General features: G+C 64.3%; 23 protein-coding genes and 1 tRNA gene. 6 read left to right on the top strand and 18 right to left on the bottom strand.

The window, feature by feature from the left end; all coding sequences use genetic code 11:
- Nucleotides 1-9 precede the first annotated feature (9 nt).
- Nucleotides 10-1269 (bottom strand): phosphoribosylamine--glycine ligase, encoded by a 1260-nt coding sequence (purD, locus tag BB28_RS03225; protein ID WP_046255491.1) that lies wholly within the window; start codon nt 1267-1269, stop codon nt 10-12.
- A 41-nt stretch (nt 1270-1310) separates the two neighbouring features.
- The gene (locus BB28_RS03220) at nt 1311-1907 is read right to left on the bottom strand and encodes a TetR/AcrR family transcriptional regulator (protein WP_046252498.1); all 597 of its coding nucleotides are present in this window, start codon (nt 1905-1907) and stop codon (nt 1311-1313) included.
- 108 nt (nt 1908-2015) lie between these two features.
- On the opposite strand from BB28_RS03220, the gene BB28_RS03215 reads away from it, so the two are divergent.
- Nucleotides 2016-3794 (top strand): N-acyl-D-amino-acid deacylase family protein, encoded by a 1779-nt coding sequence (locus tag BB28_RS03215; RefSeq protein WP_046252497.1) that lies wholly within the window; start codon nt 2016-2018, stop codon nt 3792-3794.
- The gene (locus tag BB28_RS03210) at nt 3791-4654 is read left to right on the top strand and encodes an alpha/beta fold hydrolase (RefSeq protein ID WP_046252496.1); all 864 of its coding nucleotides are present in this window, start codon (nt 3791-3793) and stop codon (nt 4652-4654) included. Before BB28_RS03215 ends, BB28_RS03210 begins: the two co-directional genes overlap by 4 nt.
- Here the strand turns inward: BB28_RS03210 and BB28_RS03205 are convergent.
- The 3 genes from BB28_RS03205 to BB28_RS03195 all read right to left on the bottom strand — a co-directional run bounded on the left by BB28_RS03205 (nt 4649) and on the right by BB28_RS03195 (nt 7734).
- Nucleotides 4649-5791, bottom strand: a complete 1143-nt coding sequence (locus BB28_RS03205; protein WP_046252495.1) for a PDR/VanB family oxidoreductase — start codon at nt 5789-5791, stop codon at nt 4649-4651. The genes BB28_RS03210 and BB28_RS03205 overlap by 6 nt on opposite strands.
- On the bottom strand, nt 5784-6668 hold the full coding sequence (locus BB28_RS03200) for a metal-dependent hydrolase (RefSeq protein WP_046252494.1): 885 nt from the start codon (nt 6666-6668) through the stop codon (nt 5784-5786). The genes BB28_RS03205 and BB28_RS03200 overlap by 8 nt, the downstream gene beginning before the upstream one ends.
- 172 nt (nt 6669-6840) lie before the next feature.
- Nucleotides 6841-7734: a LysR family transcriptional regulator gene (locus BB28_RS03195; RefSeq protein ID WP_046252493.1), complete on the bottom strand. Its 894-nt coding sequence runs from the start codon at nt 7732-7734 to the stop codon at nt 6841-6843.
- A 72-nt stretch (nt 7735-7806) separates the two neighbouring features.
- Here BB28_RS03195 and BB28_RS03190 point away from each other — a divergent pair, with 72 nt between their 5' ends.
- Together BB28_RS03190 and BB28_RS03185 are read left to right on the top strand one after the other, a co-directional pair.
- Nucleotides 7807-8784: an EamA family transporter gene (locus BB28_RS03190; protein ID WP_046252492.1), complete on the top strand. Its 978-nt coding sequence runs from the start codon at nt 7807-7809 to the stop codon at nt 8782-8784.
- 9 nt (nt 8785-8793) lie between these two features.
- Nucleotides 8794-9198 carry an HIT family protein gene (locus BB28_RS03185; RefSeq protein WP_046255490.1) on the top strand — a complete coding sequence of 135 codons (405 nt, stop codon included), beginning with the start codon at nt 8794-8796 and terminating at the stop codon, nt 9196-9198.
- Here the strand turns inward: BB28_RS03185 and BB28_RS03180 are convergent.
- Both BB28_RS03180 and BB28_RS03175 read right to left on the bottom strand, forming a co-directional pair.
- Nucleotides 9170-10669 (bottom strand): sensor histidine kinase, encoded by a 1500-nt coding sequence (locus BB28_RS03180; RefSeq protein WP_191985246.1) that lies wholly within the window; start codon nt 10667-10669, stop codon nt 9170-9172. The two genes, BB28_RS03185 and BB28_RS03180, sit on opposite strands and share 29 nt — an antisense overlap.
- Nucleotides 10666-11406, bottom strand: coding sequence for a response regulator transcription factor (locus tag BB28_RS03175; protein WP_099051502.1), 741 nt, complete (start codon nt 11404-11406; stop codon nt 10666-10668). The genes BB28_RS03180 and BB28_RS03175 overlap by 4 nt, the downstream gene beginning before the upstream one ends.
- A 116-nt stretch (nt 11407-11522) precedes the next feature.
- Between BB28_RS03175 and BB28_RS03170 the strand changes: the two genes are divergently transcribed.
- Nucleotides 11523-12272, top strand: coding sequence for a hypothetical protein (locus BB28_RS03170; protein WP_046252491.1), 750 nt, complete (start codon nt 11523-11525; stop codon nt 12270-12272).
- An 8-nt stretch (nt 12273-12280) separates the two neighbouring features.
- Here the strand turns inward: BB28_RS03170 and BB28_RS03165 are convergent, their stop codons facing one another.
- The 5 genes from BB28_RS03165 to BB28_RS03145 form a co-directional block, all read right to left on the bottom strand.
- A complete protein-coding gene (locus BB28_RS03165) occupies nt 12281-12679 on the bottom strand; it encodes an HNH endonuclease family protein (RefSeq protein ID WP_191985261.1) in 399 nt (132 codons plus the stop codon).
- A 51-nt stretch (nt 12680-12730) separates the two neighbouring features.
- Nucleotides 12731-12802 (bottom strand) — tRNA-Thr (locus BB28_RS03160).
- 122 nt (nt 12803-12924) lie between these two features.
- Nucleotides 12925-13272 (bottom strand): YidH family protein, encoded by a 348-nt coding sequence (locus tag BB28_RS03155; protein ID WP_046252489.1) that lies wholly within the window; start codon nt 13270-13272, stop codon nt 12925-12927.
- Nucleotides 13269-14306: an FAD/NAD(P)-binding protein gene (locus BB28_RS03150; protein WP_046255487.1), complete on the bottom strand. Its 1038-nt coding sequence runs from the start codon at nt 14304-14306 to the stop codon at nt 13269-13271. Before BB28_RS03150 ends, BB28_RS03155 begins: the two co-directional genes overlap by 4 nt.
- A 149-nt stretch (nt 14307-14455) precedes the next feature.
- On the bottom strand, nt 14456-15868 hold the full coding sequence (locus tag BB28_RS03145; protein ID WP_046252488.1) for a PPE domain-containing protein: 1413 nt from the start codon (nt 15866-15868) through the stop codon (nt 14456-14458).
- 166 nt (nt 15869-16034) lie between these two features.
- Here BB28_RS03145 and BB28_RS03140 point away from each other — a divergent pair, with 166 nt between their 5' ends.
- Nucleotides 16035-16841: a class I SAM-dependent methyltransferase gene (locus tag BB28_RS03140; protein ID WP_046252487.1), complete on the top strand. Its 807-nt coding sequence runs from the start codon at nt 16035-16037 to the stop codon at nt 16839-16841.
- A gap of 27 nt (nt 16842-16868) precedes the next feature.
- Here BB28_RS03140 and BB28_RS03135 read toward each other — a convergent pair whose 3' ends face one another.
- From BB28_RS03135 to BB28_RS03110, 6 genes are all read right to left on the bottom strand, one after another.
- A complete protein-coding gene (locus BB28_RS03135) occupies nt 16869-17093 on the bottom strand; it encodes a heavy-metal-associated domain-containing protein (protein ID WP_046252486.1) in 225 nt (74 codons plus the stop codon).
- A gap of 68 nt (nt 17094-17161) precedes the next feature.
- A complete protein-coding gene (locus tag BB28_RS03130) occupies nt 17162-17452 on the bottom strand; it encodes a WXG100 family type VII secretion target (protein WP_005062633.1) in 291 nt (96 codons plus the stop codon).
- Between the two features lie 24 nt (nt 17453-17476).
- Nucleotides 17477-17770, bottom strand: coding sequence for a type VII secretion protein EsxS (locus BB28_RS03125; RefSeq protein ID WP_030098163.1), 294 nt, complete (start codon nt 17768-17770; stop codon nt 17477-17479).
- A gap of 38 nt (nt 17771-17808) precedes the next feature.
- Nucleotides 17809-18117 (bottom strand): PE family protein, encoded by a 309-nt coding sequence (locus BB28_RS03120; protein WP_046252485.1) that lies wholly within the window; start codon nt 18115-18117, stop codon nt 17809-17811.
- A gap of 31 nt (nt 18118-18148) precedes the next feature.
- Nucleotides 18149-22318 carry an AMP-binding protein gene (locus BB28_RS03115; RefSeq protein WP_046252484.1) on the bottom strand — a complete coding sequence of 1390 codons (4170 nt, stop codon included), beginning with the start codon at nt 22316-22318 and terminating at the stop codon, nt 18149-18151.
- Nucleotides 22315-22554: an acyl carrier protein gene (locus tag BB28_RS03110; protein ID WP_030095697.1), complete on the bottom strand. Its 240-nt coding sequence runs from the start codon at nt 22552-22554 to the stop codon at nt 22315-22317. The genes BB28_RS03115 and BB28_RS03110 overlap by 4 nt, the downstream gene beginning before the upstream one ends.
- Between the last annotated feature and the right edge of the window lie 2 nt (nt 22555-22556).

Raw genomic sequence — 22556 nt, 5'->3', positions numbered from 1 at the left:
TGCCGTCCTCTAGAGGCTAATACGCCCTTCGGCGGCAGCTAATCCGATGTCACTACGGAAATGACTGCCGGGCAGGCGAATTGCCTCGATCTTCGCGTAGGCGTCGGCACGTGCGGCCTGCAGGTCCTTGCCGGTGCCGACGACGGAGAGCACTCGTCCGCCCGAGGACACGACCGCGCCGTCCTCCCGCCGGGCCGTCCCGGCATGCAAGACACCCTCGGCCTCCGAGCCGGTGATGACATCGCCGGTGCGCGGACGCAGCGGATAGTTCTCGGCAGCCAGCACGACGGTCACGGCACTGCCGTCCTGCCAGCGCAGCGGGCCGAAGTCTGGCAGGGTCCCGGTCGCGGCGGCATTCAGCAGCTGCCCCAGCGGTGATTCCAGTAGCGCCAACACCGCCTGGGTCTCGGGATCGCCGAAGCGGCAATTGAATTCGACGACCGAGGGGCCGTTCGAGGTGATTGCCAAGCCTGCGTACAGTACGCCAGAGAACCGGCTGCCCCGCTTAACAAGTTCAGCGGCAACGGGTTTGAGGACGGTGTCAACAATTTCGGTGACGGTCTCATCGGGCAGCCAGGGCAGCGGACTGTAGGCGCCCATGCCGCCGGTGTTCGGACCGGTGTCTCCGTCGCCGACCCGTTTGTGGTCTTGCGCGGGCAGCAGCGGCACCACCGTCTCGCCGTCGACGATGCACAGCAGCGAAACCTCGGGCCCGTCCAGGAAGGACTCCAGCAGCACCGGATGCCCGTCGTCGAGCAGGCCGGCAGCGTGGGCGCGAGCGGCGGCGCGATCGTCGGTGACCACCACACCCTTACCCGCGGCCAGTCCGTCATCCTTGACCACCCAGGCCGGCTCACTCGCGAATCGGTCCAGCGCGGCGTCCAGATGCGCTGGGTTGTCGACGATCTCACTACGCGCAGTGCGCACGCCCGCGGCGGTCATGACGTCTTTGGCGAAGGCCTTGGAGCCCTCGATGCGAGCGGCGGCCGCCGAGGGGCCGAAGCACGCGATACCCGCCGCGCGAACAGCGTCACCCACGCCCAGCACCAAGGGCACCTCGGGGCCGATCACCACGAGGTCGATGTTGAGCTTGGCAGCCAACGCCGCGACCTCGGCACCGGAGCCGATGTCGACGGCATGCTGCTCGGCCACCGCTGAGGTCCCCGCATTGCCCGGGGCTACCGCCAGGTAGTCCACGTGCGGGTCACGCTTCAGGGCGATCAATAAAGCGTGTTCACGGCCACCGGACCCAAGAACCAAGACACGCAAGGACTCCATACGCGTCACCCTATCGGCTCCGGTATGCCTGGCTATGCATCCGGGCGGTATCCCCGCAGTAGCTTGGCGAGCAACTCGTCCCTGCCCGCGACGAGCTCCGGATAGGGACGCAGCGTCTTCACCAGTGCTTCCCCATCGAACATGTCGGTGATCATGAAGACCAACGTCACCAGCTCCGTGTCGGACAACCGGTCGGTTCCCGGCACCGAGCGCGCCAGCGTGACCATCTGAGCGCCGTACTCGGCGACCGCGACCTGCAAGGTCTCCCGTAGCTGCGTGTCGGTGCGCGCGGCAACCATGAGTTCGTAGAGCACGGCGTTGATGGGCTCCTCCTTGAGCGAGCGCATCACCGCCATTACGTCCTCGAACTCGGTGAGGCGATCGCCCGCCTCGTCGAACTGTGCGCGCACGGTGGCCAGCTGGCGACGCAACGTCTCGCGCGCCACCGCGGCCATGAACTCACCGACGGTCGGAAAATGCCGGAACAGCGCCCCGTAGGAAAGCCCGGCCCGCTTCGCGATCCGCTGCACGGAGGCACGCGAATATCCCAGCTCAGCGATGGTTCCAATACCGGAATCGAGCAGCTTCGCGATCGTGGATTCACGGCGCTCGGCCTGGGTGGGACTCACGGGTGCACACTAGAGGAATACAACTCCAATGTGGCGCCCATCACTAACATTGTGATTGGTTGCCATCTTTTTTAGACTCGCCGTAACACCCAACGAAGGGCAGCCCCCATGAGCGACTACGACCTGATCATTCGCGATGGCCTCTGGTTCGACGGCACCAATTCCGAACCCCGTAGGGCCAACCTCGGCATCAAGGAGGGGCGGGTTGCCACCGTCTCCACCGCGGAGCTCGACGAGACCGATTGCCCCGAGGTGATCGATGCCGGCGGCAAGTGGGTGCTGCCGGGGTTCGTCGATATGCACACCCACTACGACGCCGAGGTGCTGCTCAACCCCGGCCTCGACGAGTCGGTGCGCCACGGCGTCACCACCATCGTGCTGGGCTGCTGTTCCATGTCGACCGTCTATGCCAAGCCCGACGACGCCGCCGACCTATTCAGCCGTGTGGAGGCAGTGCCTCGCAAGCATGTGATCGGCGCGCTCAACGAGTTCCAGGACTGGACCGATCCGGAAAGCTACGTCAAGAAGATCGACGCGCTGCCGCTCGGCCCCAATGTGACCTCGTTCCTTGGGCATTCGGATCTGCGCACCGCCGTCATGGGACTGGGCCGCGCCACCAACAACTGGTCCTTCCCCACCCGCACGGAACTCGACCGGATGGCTGACATGCTCGAGAAGGCACTCGATGCCGGCATGCTGGGGATGTCGGGCATGGACGCCCCGATCGACAAGCTCGATGGGGACCGCTACCGCTCGCGCGCGCTGCCATCCACCTACGCATGGTGGCATGAGCGGTGGCGCCTCATCAACGTGCTGCGCAAGCGCGATCGCATCCTGCAGAGCGCCCCGAACATCAACAACCCGGCCACCGCGGTGCTGTTCTTCCTGTCCACGGGAACACGTTTCTTCAAGCGCCGCAAGGCTGTTCCTGTCAGCCTGCTGGTCGCGGCCGACTCCAAGAGCATCAAGGGCGCCAACGTGTTCTTCAGCGCCGCAGCCCGAATCGGCAACAAGATCTTCAAGTCCAACGTCAAGTTCCAGCACCTGCCCGTGCCGTTCACGCTGTACTCCGACGGCATCGATCTGCCGGTGTTCGAGGAGTTCGGTGCGGGCACCGCCGCCCTGCACATCAAGGAGCAGCTCGAGCGCAACAAACTGATGGCAGATAAGGAGTATCGCCGCAAATTCCGACGCGAGTTCGCCATCAAGAAGCACAAGCCGGGCCTGTGGCACAAGGACTTCCACGACGCCGTCATCGTGGAATGCCCCGATGCCTCGCTGATCGGCAAGACCTTCGGTCAGATCGGTGACGAGCGCGGAATCGAAGGACTGGATGCCTTCCTGGACGTCCTGGTCGAGAACGGCGAGAAGAACGTCCGCTGGACGACGACCGTCGGCAACCACCGCCCCAAGGTGCTCGACGAGATGGCCAAGGACCCCAACTTCCAGATGGGCTTCTCCGATGCCGGTGCGCACCTGCGCAATATGGCGTTCTACAACTTCCACCTGCGCTTCCTCAAGCGCATGAACGACGCCCAGAAGGCCGGGAAACCCGTCTTGTCCCTTGGCCACACCGTGCATCGACTCACCGGCGAACTGGCCGACTGGTTCGGGCTCGACGCCGGGCACCTGCGCGAGGGCGACCGTGCCGATTTCGTCATCATCGATCCGGAGAAGCTGGACGGCAGCGTCAATGCCTACAACGAGGCGCAGGCTCCGTTCTTCGACAACCTGTCTCGCATGGTGAACCGCAATGACGAGACCGTCATTGCCACCGCGGTCGGCGGCAAGGTGGTGTTCCGTCTCGGTGAGTTCATCGAAGGCTACGGGCACGATCTGCAGACCGGCCGGTACCTGAAGGCCGGTGAGAAACTCGCGGTCCGATGAGCGCGGCGACACGCCTGTCGACGTTCACCAATGACGGGCTGACCTTCGACGTCATCGACGAGGGCCCGCTCGACGGACCGGTGATCGTTGCTCTGCACGGTTTTCCCGAGCGCGCAGACAGCTGGAGCGGTGTAATCCCGATCCTCACCGCCGCCGGGTTTCGGGTGTTGGCCCCGGACCAGCGGGGCTACTCCCCCGGTGCCCGCCCTAAAGGCATACGGAATTACACACTCGACAAGCTAGCCGGCGACATCCTGGCACTTGCCGATCAGGCCGAAGTACCGAAATTCCATGTGCTGGGACATGACTGGGGCGCTGCGGTCGCCTGGGAACTAGCCGGGCAGCATGCCGACCGCGTGATCACCGCATCGATTCTGTCGGTGCCACACCCGCGGGCGTTTCTCGCCGCGTTGCCGCGCGGGCAGATTCTGAAGTCGTGGTACATGCTCTTCTTCCAGATTCCCTGGCTGCCGGAACGACAGACCACAAGGAACGGCCTACTCGTGCGCAAGTTGGCACGAGATATGAGGATCAGCGACGCCAAGATCCAGGAAACACTCGAATTGGCACGCGAGCCTGGCGCCGCCACCGCGACTATCAATTGGTACCGCGCTATGCGGTATGCCAAGCCGTCCGGTCCTGGGCAAGTCCAGATCCCCACCTTGTATGTGTGGAGCACCGACGATGCGGCACTGGGCCGCAGGGCCGCCCAAAACACCGCCAAATACGTCGACGGGCCCTATCGGTTCGAGGTGTTCGATGGTGTCTCCCACTGGATCGCAGCGGAACGGCCAAGCGAAACTGCGGCTTTAGTGCTGGAACACATTAAGGCGCATACAAATCGGGCCGCGGGGCTATAGGTCCACCACAATCCGGGCGCCCGCCGATGTCGCCCGGGAAACGCACACCAACATGTGGCCCGCCGCTCGCTGTTGCTCGGTGAGGGTTTCATCGCGATGCTCTACCTCACCGGACAGCACGCGCTGTATGCACGTCCCGCAGAACCCTTGTTGGCAGGAATACCCGATGTCAGGCCGTGCGACCCGCAACGCGGCCAGCACAGTCTGCTGCGGCGCGACGGCCAGTATGTCTCCGGAACGTGCCAACTCCACCTCGAACGCCATACCGTCAGCGACAGGTAGCGGCGAGAATCGCTCGGTGTGCAACTCGACGCCCAGCGGGATTTCTCGACTCACCGACTGCGCCATCGATGGCGGACCGCACACATAGACAGCAGTTCGTTCATCGGAACCGTCGAGAAGCTCACCGGCACAGGGCAATCCGCCCTGATCGTCGGTGCGCACCCGCACCTTGTCTCCGAACGCAAGCAATTCCTCCACGAACGGCAGGCTGCCCCGATGCCGACCGGTGTAACACAAGGTCCAGGGCACACCCAGCTGCTCGGCTACCCGGACCATCGGCAAGATCGGTGTGATGCCGATACCCCCGGCGATGAAGTGCAGACTCCTTGCACGCGAGGACACGCCGGGCAACGCCAGCATGAAGGCATTGCGGGGATCGCTGATATCAATTCGATGACCTGCGGCCAACCCGTGCACCTCCACGGACCCACCGCATCCATCCTCGATGCGGCGCACTGCGATTCGATACTCGCCCGGTTGCAGCGGATCACCACATAGGGAGTACTGGCGCGTTCGCCCCGACGGCAGGTGGACGTCGATGTGCGCCCCCGGATGCCAACTTGGCAACGGTTCGTCATCATCGGATACAAGCGTCAGCTGCACAACATCCGAATCACCGGCGAGCACCCTACGATCCGCCACTCGTACTGTTCGCCGGTTTGTGACGCACGGAAGCTCGGGCAGTTCACGATCGCCACCGAGACGCATCACCAACGACACAAAGTGCGGAACTGCCGCACCCGCTATACGGATCAGGGCGTCGGGGCGGGTGTCCCGGTAGAGCCCAGGGGGCGGCTCGCCCGTGTACGGCTTGAGTAAACCTGTTGCGAACCGTGACAATCGGCCCTTAGTCATGGAGAAAGCGTGCCGCCGGGGACGTGGCCAGATAGGCGATCGCCTGCGCGGTGCTGCCCTCATCCACCGGGCTGTAGTCACGTTTGAGCAGCCGGAGTCCGCTGCGGGCCATGTATCCGGCCGAGGGCACCGCACCCCGTCGCCCGGAGGCGCGCAGCTTCCACAAAAGCCGGATATAGCCGATATTGGGCAACGCCGGATCTTCGTGGACAAGGAACCTGGTGCCGCGCAGCAGCATGACGAAGAAGACAACGCTGACCATGACCCCCGACACGACTTGGGCCAGATAGTCCATGCCGAAGTACTTCGCCACGTTGTACGAGACGTGCCGGTGTTCCACTTCTTCGGCTCCATGCCACCGGTACAGGTCGCACAACATCGGGTCGGCGTTCATCTCGCCCCATGAATTGTTCAGTGCCCAATGGCCCAGCACACCGGTGTAATGCTCTGCGGCACATAGTGCGTGGGTTCCCGAGGCCAGCGCCTTACGCCGGTTCGTCCTGTTCGCCCGTGCGGAACGATGGCCGTATTGGGCCACGACCCACTCCAGCTGACGGGTGAACGGCACCGGATCGATCCCATGTCGGCGCACATAGTCGACCAAGACTTCATCGTGGGTCTTCGCATGCACGGCTTCCTGCCCGATAAAGCCGACAATCTCCTCGCGCAGGCGCTCGTCTCGCACGTATTCCAGCGCATCGGATAACAACGCGCTGAACCAGCGCTCAGCCACCGGCAAGAACAAATTGAGCGCCGTCACCACATGCGATGCGTACGGATCGCCAGGAATCCAGTGCAGCGGCGACGCCCCCCACTCAAAATGGACATTTCGTGGGCGCAGCGCCACTTCCTCGGGAGCAAACCTATCGGTCGCCATTGACACTCCTCACCGACAACGTGCGCAAAGTACACCGATCGAGCCGACGTTCTTGCGCTTTAGGAGTAATTCGATGCCAACGGCCCTCTGGACGGGTGTCCGCTGTGCCCGTTTTCACAAAGATCTCGCCGATGGATGGGAAGCCCAACCGGCCGGGCACACACCCCAGCGACTATCCCGACTCCAGTACCGCCGCCGCGTCCTGCAGACCGCGGATCGCCGCGGCAATCGCCGGCCGATGCTGGGCACCGGGACGGACCAGCACCTCGTAGAGCCGTCCCGCCCGGACCTCGCGGATGACCAGACGTGCCACCCGCGGACTCCGGCTCACGTATCGCGGCATCAACGCGATGCCATGACCGTGCGCCACCATATCCTCGACAATCTGGAAATCCTTGAACCGGAACCGGACTCGGGGGCGAATACCCGCCGAAACCCCGAGTGAGACCAGTACATCGTCCACCGGAAAACCCTCCGGGACACTGATCCAGGTCTCGTCGGCCAACTCGGACGGAGTCACCGATCCTCGCCCCGCCAGCGGATGATTCTTGTGCACCAGCAGATCGATGGGCTCACGCATCAGCGTCATCGACCACACCCGTGCAGAGCTCAACACGGCGGCTCGCTCGTCACGGTGGGTGACGACGATGTCGTACTCGGTCAACAGCCCGGGAGCCTCGCTGTACGTCACATCCTCGTCTGCCGGACGCACATCGACCTCACCGGCCACCGCGGCGACCAGTCTGGGCAGCAGCAGGCTCCCACCGGACGGGAACGACGCGATCCGCACGATCGGCTGTGTCCCCTCCCGATACGTCACCATCTCGTCGGCTGCGCGATCGACAGCGGCAATCACCTCGTCGGCCCGCAGTACCAGCGCGCGGCCTGCCTCTGTCAGTGCGATACCCCGCCCGTCCTGCCGCAACAGTGGCACACCAGCCTCCCGCGCCAAGACCTTCAATTGCTGCGATACCGCCGAGGGGGTGAGCCTCATCGCGTCCGCCACCTCACCGACCGTGCCACGATCGGCAAATTCTCGGAGAATCCGCAGGCGGCGCACATCCATGAAGGAAATCTACATCAATAGTGCACATTAATTAGATTGTGCTAAATCGATTGGATACGCAGGATCGACGGCATGACAACCCGGCACCGTCTCCTCGGACTGACAGTTGCAGTGTTGTGGGGCCTGAACTTTGTGGCGATCCACGCTGGGCTCGAGCATTTCCCACCGATCTTCTTCGCCGGACTGCGGTTCGCGGTCCTGGCGATCCCTGTGATCCTGTTCGTGCCACTGCCGCGCGTGCCGTTGCGATGGTTCCTGCTGTACGGGATCGGGTTCGGCACCGTCCAGTTCGCGTTCCTATTCCTGGCCATGGCGAACGGGATGCCAACAGGGCTGGCATCCCTGGTGTTGCAGGCCTCGGCGCCGTTCACGGTGATCCTCGGCGTGCTGCTACTCGGCGAACGGATGTCACGTCTGCAGGTCGCTGGGATCACCCTCGCGGTCGGCGGCATGGCTCTCATCGCCGCCGACCGGGCCGTGCATGGAGCCTCTGCCGCCGTGATGCCGGTAATCCTGACGCTGCTCGGCGCCCTCGGCTGGGCGTTCGGCAACATCGCGAGCCGAAAGGCCATGGCAGGCAACAACGATCCGCGTACCCCCGTGCGACTCACCCTGTGGATGTCGGTGGTACCGCCGATTCCGCTGTTCGCGCTCTCGGCGTTCACCGAAGGGCCCGTCGCCGGATGGCACTCACTGACATCGATCGGCGAGCGCAGTGGGCTCATCGCCCTCGGCGGCCTGGCCTACATCGTGCTACTGGCCACCATCGTCGGCCTGGGCCTATGGACGTACCTGATGGGCCGCTACCCCGCGAGCCGAGTCGCACCGTTCTCGCTACTGGTTCCGGTGGTGGGTATCACCGCTTCGTGGCTGGCCCTCGGCGAGCGGCCCACCGCGATGGAGCTGCTCGGGGCGGCGGTGGTGATCACCGGATGCCTGATCGGCATGACCGCGCGCCCCGCCGCCACGGCGGCTGCCGATACGAGCGACGCGCACCACCCCGTGCCCCTCGAACTGTCCGCGACCTGTGTCGCGCGAACGGCCCACTAACCTATGGGCATGTCGAGTGTGTTCACGAAGATCATCAACGGAGAGCTACCCGGTCGGTTCGTCTACGAGGACGAGGATGTCGTCGCGTTCCTCACCATCGCGCCGATCACCCAGGGTCACACCCTGGTGGTGCCGCGCGCCGAGATCGACCAGTGGCAGGACATCGACGCGGCCGTCTTCGCGAAGGTCAACCTCGTCGCGCAACGCGTCGGCCGCGCCATCCGCAAGGCCTTCGACGCCCCACGTGCCGGCTACATCATCGCCGGGATGGAGGTGCCCCACCTGCATGTGCACGTCTTCCCGGGTTTCACGCTGACCGACTTCAGCTTCGAGAACGCAGATCCCAACGCCTCGGCGGAATCCCTCGACGAGGCGCAGGCGAAGATCAAGGCTGCGCTGGCTGAGATCGACTAGCCCGCACGATCTTTGGCGCCGTCTCGGCGGTGTCCAGGTCGTCCGGTCCGGCGTCGTCGTCGGTCATGTCGGCACGCGGCAGCCGCACCTCGAAACGGCAGCCCTTACCCGGCGCGGTATGCACGGTGACTGTGCCGTCATGTGCGGCGGTGAGGGCATCGACGATCGACAGCCCCAGCCCCGTGCCGCCGCTGCTGCGGGTACGTGACGTATCCGCGCGATAGAACCGCTCGAAGACACGTTCGGCATCAGTCTTCGTCATACCCGGTCCCGCGTCGATGACCTCCAGGACGGCGTCATCTCCCTCGGTGCCCACCCGAACCCGGACGGCCGCAGTGGTGTGCCCGAGCGCGTTACTCACCAGATTGCCCAGCACCTGACGCAACCTCAGCTCGTCACCGATGACCTCCGGGGTCCCGGGCCCATCAAAGACTTCCAGTTCCACGTCACGTTCGGGCGCAGTGGCTTTCGCGTCGTGCACGGCGTCGGTGGCCAGCACCAGCAGGTCGACGAGGCGCTGTTCCATGGGTCGATGTGCGTCCAGTCGCGCCAAGAGCAGTAGGTCCTCCACGAGCTGGCCCATGCGGGTCGACTCGCCTTCGATACGGCCCAGCACCAGCTCGATGTCGGTGGCCGCGCCCTGGCGGTAAAGCTCTGCGTAGCCGCGGATGGTGGTCAGGGGTGTGCGCAATTCATGGCTGGCATCGGTGATGAACCGGCGCATGCGCTCCTCGGAGGTGCGTGCCGTCTTCGCGGACTTCTGCGAGTCGGCCACCGCCCGCTGAATCTGCGCCAGCATTCCATTGAGCGCCAACGATAATCGGCCCACCTCGGTGCGCGGGTCGCGTTCGGGTACCCGTCGATCGAGATGGCCCGCGGCGATATCGGCGGCCGTCGCCTCCACCTCGGCCAGCGGCCGCAGGCTGCGGTGCACCAACCAATATCCAGCAATACCAAGCACAGTCAGCACGGCGGTCCCTATGGCCACCTGCAACCACAACAGGTCCCGGGCAGTAGTGCGCACATCGGTGATGTCGCGGGCAACGGTGGTGTACCCGCCCATCGCGTCGTGGCGGGACACCGCGCGCCACTCCGTGGTGCCGTCGGCAGAGCGCACCGTCACCGGACGGCCGCCCACATCATTGTCGAACGGTAGATCCGGATCGGCCCGGGCCCGGTCATTGAGCATGATGACCACCCGCCCACGGTCATCGGTGGTGCGGATGAAGAACAAGGACGGGGGCCGATGCCGGTTGGTGTCGAAGGTCGGCGGCGGCGGAGGGGGCCGATTCGCCCACCCATTAGCGGCGTCGATCAGCTCCCGATCGGCGCGATTCATCATGGTGCGCTGCATGGTGGTAGTCACCGCGATGCCAGATGCCACCAACCCCAGCGCGACCAGAACCAAGGTTCCAACCACGAGGCTCACCCGCAGCGGTACACCCCGACGAACGCCGGGGCGGGTACTCACCGCGGCTCGCGCAATACGTATCCCACGCCACGAAGCGTATGCAACAACCGCTTCTCACCGTTGTCGATCTTGCGCCGCAGATACGAAACGTAGGACTCGACGACGTTCACATCGCCACCAAAGTCATAACGCCACACATGGTCGAGGATCTTCGGCTTACTGAGCACGGTGCCCGCGTTGATCATGAAATACCGCAGCAGCGTGAACTCGGTGGGCGAGAGCGCGACGGGCTCGCCGGTCTTCCACACCTCGTGGGTGTCCTCGTCGAGCTCGATATCGGCGAAGCTGAGCCGCGACTTGCGTGCGGGCTCCGAGCCCATCCCGGAGCGGCGCAGGATGACGCGTAGCCGGGCCACCACCTCTTCGAGGCTGAACGGTTTGGTCACGTAGTCATCGGCACCCAGCGTCAGCCCGGCGATCTTGTCCTGCAATCCGTCACGCGCGGTGAGGAAAAGCGTCGGAGCATCGATACCGTCGGCACGCAGACGCCGTAGGACGCCAAACCCGTCCATCCCAGGCATCATCACGTCGAGAATCACCGCATCGGGGCGAACCGTGCGGGCCAGATCCAGCGCGGCGGCCCCGCTGTCGGCGGTATAGACGTCAAACCCCTGGAATTTGAGACTGACCGAGAGCAGCTCGACAATGTTCGACTCATCGTCGACCACCAGCACCTTGGCGGGGGTGGTGCCGTTGGCGGGAAAGGTTCCTTGGTGTGTCTCAGTCGTGATGCTCACCTCCGACAATCTTCCCCTCAAAATTTACGGTGCGCTGGATCTTCGCTGTGAGGTTCCTGTGAGTTCTTCACAGGAGATTGTCAGCCAACCGCGCAAACTCGCCCTAGAGTTGTGCCATGAAGCTGGTGTCGCTGATCACCGCGCCGCTCAGGATTTCGCTGGCCGTTGCCGATACCGGCTTGGCGGTGGCTGCCAAGGCGATCGATACCGGGCGCGAAATCCTCGCTGAACTTCCCGACGGGGAGCCCCACGACGGTCGCCGTGACGCCCCCGGCGCGGGCCTGGTCGGCACCGTCGAATCCCTGCTGGGGATGGCCGGGCGTAAGAGTCCGCTGCAGTCGGCGATGAAAGTCGCCGAGCTGATGGAGGAGGACAAACCGCTTGGCAGAGCACTGCGGCCGGGCGGGCCGGTGGAGCGCGTCATGGCGCCCGGCGGGCTTGCTGATCGGCTGACCGAACCCGGCGGCGTCCTGGACCGGCTCTTCGCTAAGGACGGGCCCGTCGACAGATTGACTTCACAGGATGGCGCCCTGGACCGGGCGCTCGCCCCGGGAGGGCTAGTCGACCAGCTGCTCGCGGAGGAAGGGATTCTGGAACGGCTGATGCGCGAAGAGGGCGTCCTGGACAAATTCACCGCTAAAGACGGTCCACTGCAGCAGCTGGCCAACCTGTCGGAGACGGCTGCCAAGGTGGCACCCAATATCGACGCGCTGACACCCACCATCGAGCTACTGACCGATACCGTCTCGGCGCTCAGCTCCGTGGTCGGTCCGCTGGGCGGTTTCCTGCCGCGCCGGCGTCCGTCCCGGCCGTCCGGTTCACCGCGGCCGATACGGTCCGAGCGGGTCATCGAAGGCGAGATATAGCGGGCTGGCTAGTACGACTTTCCGTCGGCATAGCGCTGCCGGCGAAAACTGCGGCCCCTACCGCGATTGCGGCTCTTGTAGGTCGGCAGTTGCGAGTCGCAGTTCGGGCAGACGAGTCGCAGATTCTCTCGACAATTGTTGGCGGGGTTTCCGTCGATATGGTCCAACACCAGTACCAGCGGGGAGTCTTGCCAGATGCTCGCTCCGCTGCAGATCGCGCAACGGCCCGATTGAGCCTCGGCGAGAAAGAGCCGAATGAAGTGACCCTGCTCGCTGCGCACCCGGGCCTCACCGGATTCGAGCCACAGTCTGGTACTGGCGTCGCGTCGGGCTGCTGCCTGACAAGCATTGCCGCAATAGACCTTCTGGCTTCGCCTGGAAAGTGGTGCGCCGCAACCAAGGCACAGTCTCATGGGCTGAAGTTACGTGAGGGCACCGACATGGCAGATGACGCGTTGAGCCCCCTGTCAGGATTGAACTGACGACCTTCGCTTTACAAGAGCGGTGCTCTACCACTGAGCTAAGGAGGCATTGGAACGTCGTACAGCTTAGCGGTCTTCGTTCACGCTGCGTACGGAGACCGCCGCACGCAGCCAGGTACTGCAGAGACAGCGGTCTTCAGGAGTGCCCACACACGATGTCACTCCGAGACTCAGCCCTTGACCAGCAGCGCCACCAACAGCACGACCATCCCCAACAGCAGGACACTGAGGAAGGTCGGCATGTGACTCGGCGGCAGGTCGGCGTCGCGGCGCATGGCGTCCTGCACCCGGCGACGGCGTCGCGCAGCCGCCATCGCCAACAGACCGCCCGTGGTCACCAAAAGGATGCTCACCACATGCCGGGCACCCGGAATCCAGAACTCCGGGACGAACTGCATGAGGGCGACACCGCTGGCGATAAGCGCCAGCGAGGTGCGCACCCACGCGAGATATGTCCGCTCGTTGGCGAGCGTGAATCGGTAATCAGGTTCGGCGCCAACGGATTCGCCGACGGTCACGAGCCGTACTTCAGCCACAGCGGCAACACCTTGTTGAGGCGGTCCATGAATTTCTGCAGACCGACACGGTGCTCACCGAAGCCCATCGGGTCAATCCGGTACTCGGGGAAAGCGATTCCTACACCGAAGAGCCCGGGCGCGATGATCCCGTTGGCCGGGTTGTACTCCAGCTTTCCCCACTGCGGCGCCGCGGGCACCGGACGCGGGCTGAATCCCACGGTGTACACCGCGTAGTCGCAACTCTGGAGCAGCTCGGGGAACTCGGGGCTGTCGACGAGGCATCGCTGCAGTCGGGCAGGCAGCACCCCGTCGATGTTCTCCCGAGCCCACCGTGCCGCGTCACCCTTCAGGCCAGTGTCGTCGAACAGTGTCCAGTCCCCCATATCGACCGCGTAGCGCAGCGGCCCGCGATAGAAGTTGATCACCTTGGCCGCCGGCCCCGCCAGGAGGTTGGGCAGCGCGATCATGCTCGAGTGCGAAGCGCCGAAGACTGCGACAGTGGCGCCCTCCAGCGGCAGCGCGGCGAGCTTCTCCGGGTTGAGCGCCGCCTCGAGCGGGATCTCGTTCAGCCACGGATAGTCCAGGTTTTTGGGAACCGAGCCGACGGCGAGAATCACGTTCTTCGAGGTGATCTCGCCCATTTCGGTCTGCACGGTCCACCGGCCGCCGTGCAGCGACAGCCCCGTCGCGGTGGTACGCAGGGCGCTCACCTGCTCGCGGAGCTGGCCGGTGATCCATACCAGCGGGTCCGCCACATCACCGAGCAGACACGTGTCCGTGGGCGCAAGGTCGTTCAGCGCGAAATGCGGCGCATGCGCGAACCGGAAGGACTGCGCATCCGTCAGGTAGTTGATGAACAGCTTGACCGACGTATTACTGGGCACGGCACGCCATTTCGTACCAAAGCCACCTGCGGCGAACTCCGGGTCGATCCAAGCGATGGAGCCGGACGGCACTCCGCGATCAAGGAGCTTCCCCACTGCCGCAATTCCCGCGGGGCCCGCACCGACCACTGTCCATCCGTACTCGCTCACTGTTCTGCCCTTCTCTGCGTCGAAAATCTCGGAACGCCACCGCCGCACTTCCGGTGACTGTCTTCGATTGTTCTGCGCAACGACGGGCGCGAGTAGTGACTAATCCGTGAACAGCTCCAAAGTTTTACTTATAAACACAGGTAAGAAGACTACGACTGTTCCGTGTTTTCTACTTCCCAGGTGCTGGGGAGCATGGGAGCCACCTGCCGGGTGTCATCGGAAGCGAGTCTGACCGTCCGGGCGGTGTGCGTACTCGTGGCGGCGGGCACGGTGCCTGCGAATCCCAGCGGGCCGGCGCCTCTGCTCGTTGCCGCGTGCTCGCCGGTCTCGGCGGAGTGCCCGCCCTCCGCACCCATTCCGGCTGCCTCCTCGAGGTATTCGTAACGTTGGCCTCCGATGCGGGCCTTGCTCTTGGCGCGCTGCCTGCGTCGAGCCTGGGCGAGCACCGTGGCGCTGGCCGCCGCGGTGGCATCGACGGTGTCGACGGCATTCTCCGATGATTTCGCGGCGCCCTTGGGGCCAAAGCTCACCCCTGGTGGCACTAAACCGGGTATGGCATAAGTGATTCCACTCAACGGCGCGGGCGCGGGAGATGGGGCCGGCACGGTCCCACTCGATGCGGGAGTGATTGCCGACGAGCCTCCCGATGGCGTGACGGACATGGCAGGCAGCGCTGCGGCCGCCACACCCGGCTCCGGACGGTGCACAGCGCGGAACACCGGCCGCTCAGCCGATGCGGCCGGTGCCGGAGCCGGAACCGCCACCGGAGCAGGACGCAGGTGTATCAACGCCGCCAATCCGCTGAGCCCACTGAGGGCCGGAATGAGGAACGGCAGCAGGTACGAGGCGTAGTACGGGTACCAGAGCAGGTCGTAAAGGAACAGCATGATCACCGCGAGCACCGCCGAGGTCGCCGGGTTGAAGCCCATCTTCTCGAACCACTGCTGAAATCCCTGCAGCATCTTCGAAATCTGGTCCGGTGAGCCCGGGATATCCGACTGGTCACTGCGCGCTTCGCCGCCGGGCGCGAGAATCGGGGGTGCCTGTTGCGTCGGCGGGATCGCCGAGGTCATGGCCTCTGTGGTCGCCTGATACGTGCTCATGGCGGCCGCCGCCTGCACCCACATGCGGACATAGTCGGCCTCGTTGAGCGCGATCGGAATGGTGTTGATTCCAAAGAAGTTCGTGCCGACCAGCACTCCGTGCGTCACATGGTTGGCGGCAAGCTCCACCAAGGTCGGCATGGCCATGAGTGCGCTACCGTAGGCCGCCGCCGTTGTTTCATGTTGCGCGGCAATGACGCCGCTCTCTACAGCGGCCTGCTCGAGCCATGCCAAGTACGGCACGTGGGCGGCCACGTACTCCGAGGCGCTGGGCCCCTGCCAACTACTTGCCTGAACCCCGGCCAAGATCTGGGTCAGTTCAACCGCCGTGCGCGCATAGTTGTCCGCGATCTCTTGCCACTGCAAGGCGGCGGCCAGCACCGCCCCCGGACCGGGCCCCGCACTCAACAGCGCCGAATGCACCTCCGGAGGCTCCGCCATCCATATCGGTGCCGTCACACGCCGCCTCCCTGCCTAATAGGCGCAACAGTTTCGCGCCACCGTTGGAGTAGTCGTACCGAGTACCGGAAAGTTCCCACACAACCAGAATCAGCGTCTGAAATCACATTTATCGTTGCGCGCCAGGAATTCCCACGCAGTACCACCGTCCCGTACAGTCGGCCTCATGCCAGTCATCGACGCTCGACACCTCGACGGTGTGTCCGAGACCGCGCTACTCACCTTGCACCAACGGGCAACGGAAGCGGCCAGGCCGGACGGCATCATCGACGACCCGATGGCCAATGCTCTGCACGCCAGCCTGGATTACGACTTTCAGCATTTTGGCCGCACCCATCAAGCTACTGCCTTGCGTGCCTTGATATTCGACAAGGCAACGCAGGAGTACCTGGCGGAACACCCGCGTGCGAATGTGGTGGCGTTGGCCGAAGGATTGCAGACCAGTTTCTGGCGCGTCGACAACGGCGAACTCACCTGGTTGTCGGTAGACCTCGAGCCCATCGTGCGGCTACGCCAGCAGCTGCTCCCGCGATCAGACCGGTTGCGGTACAGCGCCCAATCCGCGCTCGACTACTCGTGGATGGATCAGGTGGATGACTCCAATGGGGTGCTGATCACCGCCGAGGGCCTCTTCCAGTACCTGGAGCGCGAGCCGGTTTTCGATCTGATCACCGAGTGTGCCAAGCGTTTTCCTGGCGGCAGGTTGGTCTTCGATTCCGTGCCGAAGTTCCTGAGCGCACACTCGCAGCGTGGCATGAGACTCAGTGAGCAATACACCGTGCCGCCGATGCCGTTCTCGTTCACCGCCAATCAGTATGGTGAACTGCGCGCCATTCCCGGCATCCGCAGCGTGCGTGAACTGCGGATGCCGGCGGGGCGCGGCAAGGTATTGCGCTGGGCCGGCCCCCTCCTCTATGCATTGCCCGGCCTGCACCGGCTGCGCGCACCTCACACGGTAATCGAGTTTGGCTGAGGTTAAAGACCTTTCGGTGAGTGGCCGCTATCCCGCAGCGACAGCGAAATCGCCACCCGCCCTGACGAGCGTGTCATGCACTTCTTCCACCGACAGCACACTGTCAGTCAGGACGCGCACCGTCGAGGCTCCCTGGGGATCCAGGTCGACGGATACCTCACGCACCGGGTCGAGTGCGGTCAGCGCCTCGGTCACTCCCATGACGCATGAGTTGCAGTGCATCCCGCTGATGGCGAAGATTTGCTCGGACATCGTGTCTTTCCTCCTGAAATAGTTGTTCACAACGGATTTGGTGGAACGGAACCTTGTCGACAGGGCGTTTATGCGCCCCATTTGGCTCCTTCGGCCATGTCGCGGGCGTTCATGGATAAGGTGTTGGTTTCGTGGGTGGAGCCCATGGCGCGGTAGGCGCGGATGAGTTCTTCCATGGCGGTGTTCCACTGGGCCTGCCAGGCGGCCTGGCTCATCGAGGTATCACCGTGCCAGGCTGCCTGCAGGGAAGCCTGCTGGGCGGCCAGGTCGGCACCCAGGGCGGTCAGCACACCGGAGTAGGTGTTCATCTCGCCGGCGTGGGCCAGCATCGCGGGGTAGTTGAAAGTAATCTGCGACATTTCTATCTCCTCAAAAGTCCGGTCTTAAACACCGACGTAACGGCTGGCGGCGGCGGCATCCTCGGCCACATAGGTCGCGGCGGCATCACCCAGGTTGATCTGCGCGATATCGAGCAGAGCGTTGACCTTGGCGGCGACCTCCACGAACCGGGCGTGCGCGGCCTGGAACGCCACCGAAGACTCACCGACATGGAACGCCTGCGCCGACAACGCCGCCGACTCCGCCTGCGAAATCGTCGAACGCATCAACGCGGTCTTAGCACCAAACGTGCCCTCCGCAGCCACCAGGGCCGGAATGTGCGCATCAAGCAAACTCATGAAAATACCTCTCGTTGTGTGGTGGATTACGCCGGGAACTACGCGATCCCCGGCATGTACGTTGCGGCAGCATGCATATCGCCGACGGTGTAACCCGCGCCGGCCTCGGTCACCCCGACTCCAGCCCTTCCCAGCTCGTAGACGGCGCCGGCCGCGGCTGCGTCGCGCTCGATTCCATGGATGCTGAAGACGGCCGCGCTCTGGATAGATACCGGGTCGGCGGCCGGTGGTGTCACCGCGCCGATCACCGGGGCCGCGGCGGCATGCACGGCGGCCAGCCGTGCGGTCAGGGCCTCTACCGCGGCACTGGCGGCAGTCAGCCCCTCAGGAACGATGTTGAGGTACATGGCGAATTCTCCTTCTCTGATCCCACATCGGTCATTGAGAACATCCCTGCACGAGTAGATCTCGGATCGACTCCGGCACGGCGCCAAGTTCTGATACCGCCGCATCCAGGGAAATCGTCGGGTAGCGGGCGAGATGGTCCACATAAGTCTGCGAACCGAGCCGCAGCCCCAACCCGGCCCAGGCGTCAATCACCGACCATCGCCGTGGATTTCGCTTGGCCCAATCACTACCGTCCAGCAGTTGCTTCCATTCACTCAGCTCGAGCTCATCGAGGCCGAACCCCGCGAGGAACTCGGTGTAGCGGACCTGCATGCCGCGTACCACGGTGATGCCCCGGCCGAGTGTGAACGGTTCGCCCGCCATCCCAAGGATGGACATCGCCGCCGCGCGCCCCGTGGTGACCTCTTCGGTCAGCGAGACAGAAGGACAGGCCCGCAGCGCAATGCACGCATCGGCGATCGACACCAGCACATCGGCACTCTCGACCAACTGGCTGGCGTCCCCGAGCACTCTTGGCAGCCGCGCGAGCGTGAAGTCAAGCCCGCGTGGTGACGCCGCGACCACCAGTTCGGCCAGCGCCTTTGATGCCGCGTAGGGATAGAGCGCCTCACGTGGATCGGTGACACGTGCGGCATCCGCATCCACGTTGACGACAAAGGTCGACATATGAATGAACCGGGCATCGCGTTCCGCACAGATGTCCACAGCGGCAGACACCCACTGCACGTTGGCGTCCCGGATATCGCGATAGGGGGCCAACATGTTGGTGTTTCCGATGCAGTTGACCAGTGTGCGCGCCCCCGTCTCGCGCATCAATGTGTCCAGCGCCTGCGGGCCGAACCCCGCACCGACATGCCGAACCCTGACTCCATCGATACCCCGGAGGGCTGGCCATGGTCCGGAATCGGGGAGCTCAGATCTCGTCACCAAGACGACGTCCGGACGCAGCGCGCCCTCGCTTTTCAGATCCAGCGTGGCGCGGGCGAACCCGGTTCCGACGATCCCGGATGCTCCCAACACCACGATCGGCCCGTCTGCGTTGGCCCGGGAGTTGTTGCCATTCGACACCGTCACGCGGGGCGTTGCCGTCAGCCGTTCAAAGTCTGCGCCAATCTCCCACGCGGTGTCCGCGGCACCGAGCTGGTCGGCCACCGCACCCGCCGCCGCGAGGTAGGCGGCGCTGTCGGCGCTGATCACATCGAGCACGGACAGCTGACGGCTGAGATACCGGCGCGTGTCCGGCAAGATTCTGATCAGGTCGAGCGAGCCGATTCCCTCGGCGAGGAGCGACGACTCCGCCCTGATTTCCCGCCCAAGGTGCCGGCTCCAGATTCGTGCGAGACCCGCGGCTGTCGCGATGGTCGCTTCCTCGTCCGGCGCTGCGTCCACAAACTGTGGCATGGTCCGCAAGCCGTCGTCGTCGATCTTGCCGTTGGGCTTACGTGGGATGCGCGACACACTCACCACAAAGAAAGAAGAGACACCCGAGTCCGCCAGAAGTCGCCTGATCCGCGTCGCCAATTCGTTGTCGTTCAGGTCTTTACGAGCCTGGAACCACACCACCAGCGCGCCCCGGTGTAACCCCACTCCGACATCAGCGATACCGGGTTCCTCCCAGACACGTCGAACGATCGCGGCGGTGTCGATCCTTCTCCCGGAAATCTTCACGATGGCGTCACGGCGCCCGGAGAAGGCGGGGAATCCATCCTCGTCGAACACGACGCGGTCGGCGGTGGCGAATGCCCTCCGGGATGCTCCATCGGCGGTGCGGACCACACCGAAGCTGTCACCCGGTGTCCCGAGGTAGCCCGCCGAAACAGCTTCTCCGACAACCACGATCTCTCCGAACGCGACAAAGACCGTGTTGGGCACCACTGGCAGGCCCACCCGAAGCCGCTCAGAACCATCACCGTGCCGCATACCGTCGATCGGTATATACGTAACGACGACGGTGGTTTCGGTCGGACCGTAGCTCGAGATGAGTGAGACCCCCTGCGCACCGGCGGACTCCAGCCAGGTGTCGACCGCGCTCGGACGGATTGCCTCACCGCCGACGATCACCTGCCGAAGAGCAGAACCACCGATCGCCGCCAACGCCTCGACGTCATCGCACAGCAGGTGCCACACGGCGGTCGGCAGATCGATCAGGGTTGGTTCCAGCACTTGGATGTCCCGAACGAGTGCAGCCAGATCTCCGGACCTCATTGCCGTAGAACGGATTATCCGCGCTCCACAGACCGCTCCACCGAATATCTCCTCCACGCTGATATCCGATGTCAATGGCGCGCATTGGAGGATGCTGTCCCGCGCCTCCCAACCGTAGGCATGCACGGCCGCGCGGGCGAACAGTGCGAGTGCACCGTGCGTTACCGGCACGAGTTTGGGCCGACCGGTCGACCCCGAGGTAGCCATGATGTACGCCGTCCTGGTTGCCAGGCCGGCGTCCCGGACGACCTCCTCGGTGCGCTCTTCGACGAGCCGCCGCATCGCACCGTCCAGGTTCATCGGGATCGGTGCTGCGGTGTCGACAACGCGTGTTGCGGCACCACCATGCTCGGTGATGGAATCGGCCCGCAGCGGCATATCTTTCGCGCTATCACACACGCTGTATCCGCAGCCTGCGAGGTGGCAGGCGATCAGAAGGTCGACGGTCTTGTCGGTGTCGTCGTCAACGCACACCACGATGTCCCCCGGCGCGACGCCGTCCGTGACCAGCCGCGCGATCCACGGCTCGACGAACTGCCGCCCTCGCAGGAACCGATCCACGCCACCGTCGGTGTCAAGGAACCAAGCGGGCGTCGCGGCGGCCTCGGCTCGCACACACTCATCACCACGGCGTCGTGTGCCGTCGACACCGATCCCGAACCACTCGTTCACAGTCATGGCAATCGGTAAGTGCCACATGGCTTCCATCGAGCCCAGCGCCGCCGCGATCCGTTCGGCTATCCATAACGGCGGTGTATTCGCGTCGTCCACGTCTGCGCGGTTCCAGATCGACAAGGTGAGTGTTCGTTGTTCCTCGTCGACGACGCACGACACGGTCATACCTTCCACCGGGCCGATATCGGTGGCGCAGGGCGCTGCCGTCAGGAACGGGCGAAGGGTGGGTGCACATGTCTCGCGGATGAAGTTGAAGGTCAGCGCATCGACGTGCGAGGTCTTGTTTATTGCCAAGTACATTCGGCGATACTGTTCCTCGCGGAGCCACCGGCGCCGCGAGGCTCTGACATAGTCACGGTCCAGCGCGTGTACGACATCCTGTACGGAGGCAAAAGCAGGGAAACGGACCGGATGCGCGATCGAATTGACCAGACAGGTTGCGACGTTCAGCTCGGGTTCCCCGAACCTGTTGTCCACCGCATGAATCAGCAGGGTGGCTGTGCTCTGCCGCAGACTTGCATCCACTGCGATCGCGGCCGCAGCCACCAGAATGTTCAACGGCACCTGCTTGACTTCGGACAGCGTTTCGATCTTCTCGAAGGCCTTACCGGCTAAGGTGACCGACTCCTGCAGAACGCCTCTGGCCGCCCCTACCGGCCCACCGCCTGCATCATTTCCGTATCCGCCGGTGTGGGATGCGTCGGCGAGTTCGCGCTGCACTGCCTGACCAAACCGTCGCAACGATTCGTCTGTCTTGGTGGCCTCGCGGCTGTGCGCCTCAGAAATCTTCGCTAGAGATGCTCTTGGACATGGGGTTTCGGTCTCCTCGAAGCCTGCTAGCTGCCGGCCGAGATCGGTCTCTATCACCGCGATGGCGCCGCCATCGAGCAGGAGGTGGTGCGCGTGGATGTCGAGCCCCACCACGCGCCCGTCCGTTCCGGTGTGGACGGTGTAACGCACGAGCGGCTTGGCTTCGAGGTCTGTTGACCACATGCGGACAAGCTCGTCAGCGCCCCGCGTTGTCGGATCACCCGTGTCCGCAGCCGTCTGCACGATGTCGCCGAACTGCAATCGCCGCACCAGTTCTGGGTAGCGTGATTCACCTGGCACGTGTTCGAGGACACACAGCTGGACCGCGTTGGCGACTACTGCCGCTTCCAGCGCGGACATGAACACCGGACCCTCGATGGGATGAAGCCGGTAGCTCTTCCCGATCAGATACAGCCGGGGGTCATCGGCCTGCGACGCGCCGTTGTACATGTTCTGCTGGGACCTGCTCAACGACACCCGGTCAACTCGAGGTTCCACCGCCAGCGTCATGTGACGCCCTCCGGCTGCGCCTGCTCCAACACCTGCGCCCATCCGGCGACGGAGAGATCCGAGACCAAACGCTTCTGCAGATCCGACCCTCGGGCTACACCCAGCTGTTTCATCAACAGCACGAAACGGACCGAGTCCAGACCCAGCTCTCGAAGATCAGTGGCATCGCCGTCGAAAAGCTCCGATTCGGAGATGTACAGCACGTCGCAGACGGCCGCCACGATCCGGTTCCGCACGT

This window comes from Mycobacteroides chelonae CCUG 47445, from assembly GCF_001632805.1.
Taxonomy (GTDB): domain Bacteria; phylum Actinomycetota; class Actinomycetes; order Mycobacteriales; family Mycobacteriaceae; genus Mycobacterium; species Mycobacterium chelonae.
This window is presented reverse-complemented; position numbering and strand designations above follow the sequence as displayed.

What these genes read in the sequence shown, in the direction of transcription:
- BB28_RS03215 (WP_046252497.1), top strand. Translation starts at nt 2,016, where the DNA reads ATGAGCGACTACGACCTGATCATTCGCGATGGCCTCTGGTTCGACGGC.
- BB28_RS03210 (WP_046252496.1), top strand. Translation starts at nt 3,791, where the DNA reads ATGAGCGCGGCGACACGCCTGTCGACGTTCACCAATGACGGGCTGACC.
- BB28_RS03205 (WP_046252495.1), bottom strand. Translation starts at nt 5,791, where the DNA reads ATGACTAAGGGCCGATTGTCACGGTTCGCAACAGGTTTACTCAAGCCG.
- BB28_RS03200 (WP_046252494.1), bottom strand. Translation starts at nt 6,668, where the DNA reads ATGGCGACCGATAGGTTTGCTCCCGAGGAAGTGGCGCTGCGCCCACGA.
- BB28_RS03195 (WP_046252493.1), bottom strand. Translation starts at nt 7,734, where the DNA reads ATGGATGTGCGCCGCCTGCGGATTCTCCGAGAATTTGCCGATCGTGGC.
- BB28_RS03190 (WP_046252492.1), top strand. Translation starts at nt 7,807, where the DNA reads ATGACAACCCGGCACCGTCTCCTCGGACTGACAGTTGCAGTGTTGTGG.
- BB28_RS03185 (WP_046255490.1), top strand. Translation starts at nt 8,794, where the DNA reads ATGTCGAGTGTGTTCACGAAGATCATCAACGGAGAGCTACCCGGTCGG.
- BB28_RS03170 (WP_046252491.1), top strand. Translation starts at nt 11,523, where the DNA reads ATGAAGCTGGTGTCGCTGATCACCGCGCCGCTCAGGATTTCGCTGGCC.
- BB28_RS03140 (WP_046252487.1), top strand. Translation starts at nt 16,035, where the DNA reads ATGCCAGTCATCGACGCTCGACACCTCGACGGTGTGTCCGAGACCGCG.
- BB28_RS03135 (WP_046252486.1), bottom strand. Translation starts at nt 17,093, where the DNA reads ATGTCCGAGCAAATCTTCGCCATCAGCGGGATGCACTGCAACTCATGC.
- BB28_RS03130 (WP_005062633.1), bottom strand. Translation starts at nt 17,452, where the DNA reads ATGTCGCAGATTACTTTCAACTACCCCGCGATGCTGGCCCACGCCGGC.
- BB28_RS03125 (WP_030098163.1), bottom strand. Translation starts at nt 17,770, where the DNA reads ATGAGTTTGCTTGATGCGCACATTCCGGCCCTGGTGGCTGCGGAGGGC.
- BB28_RS03120 (WP_046252485.1), bottom strand. Translation starts at nt 18,117, where the DNA reads ATGTACCTCAACATCGTTCCTGAGGGGCTGACTGCCGCCAGTGCCGCG.
- BB28_RS03115 (WP_046252484.1), bottom strand. Translation starts at nt 22,318, where the DNA reads ATGACGCTGGCGGTGGAACCTCGAGTTGACCGGGTGTCGTTGAGCAGG.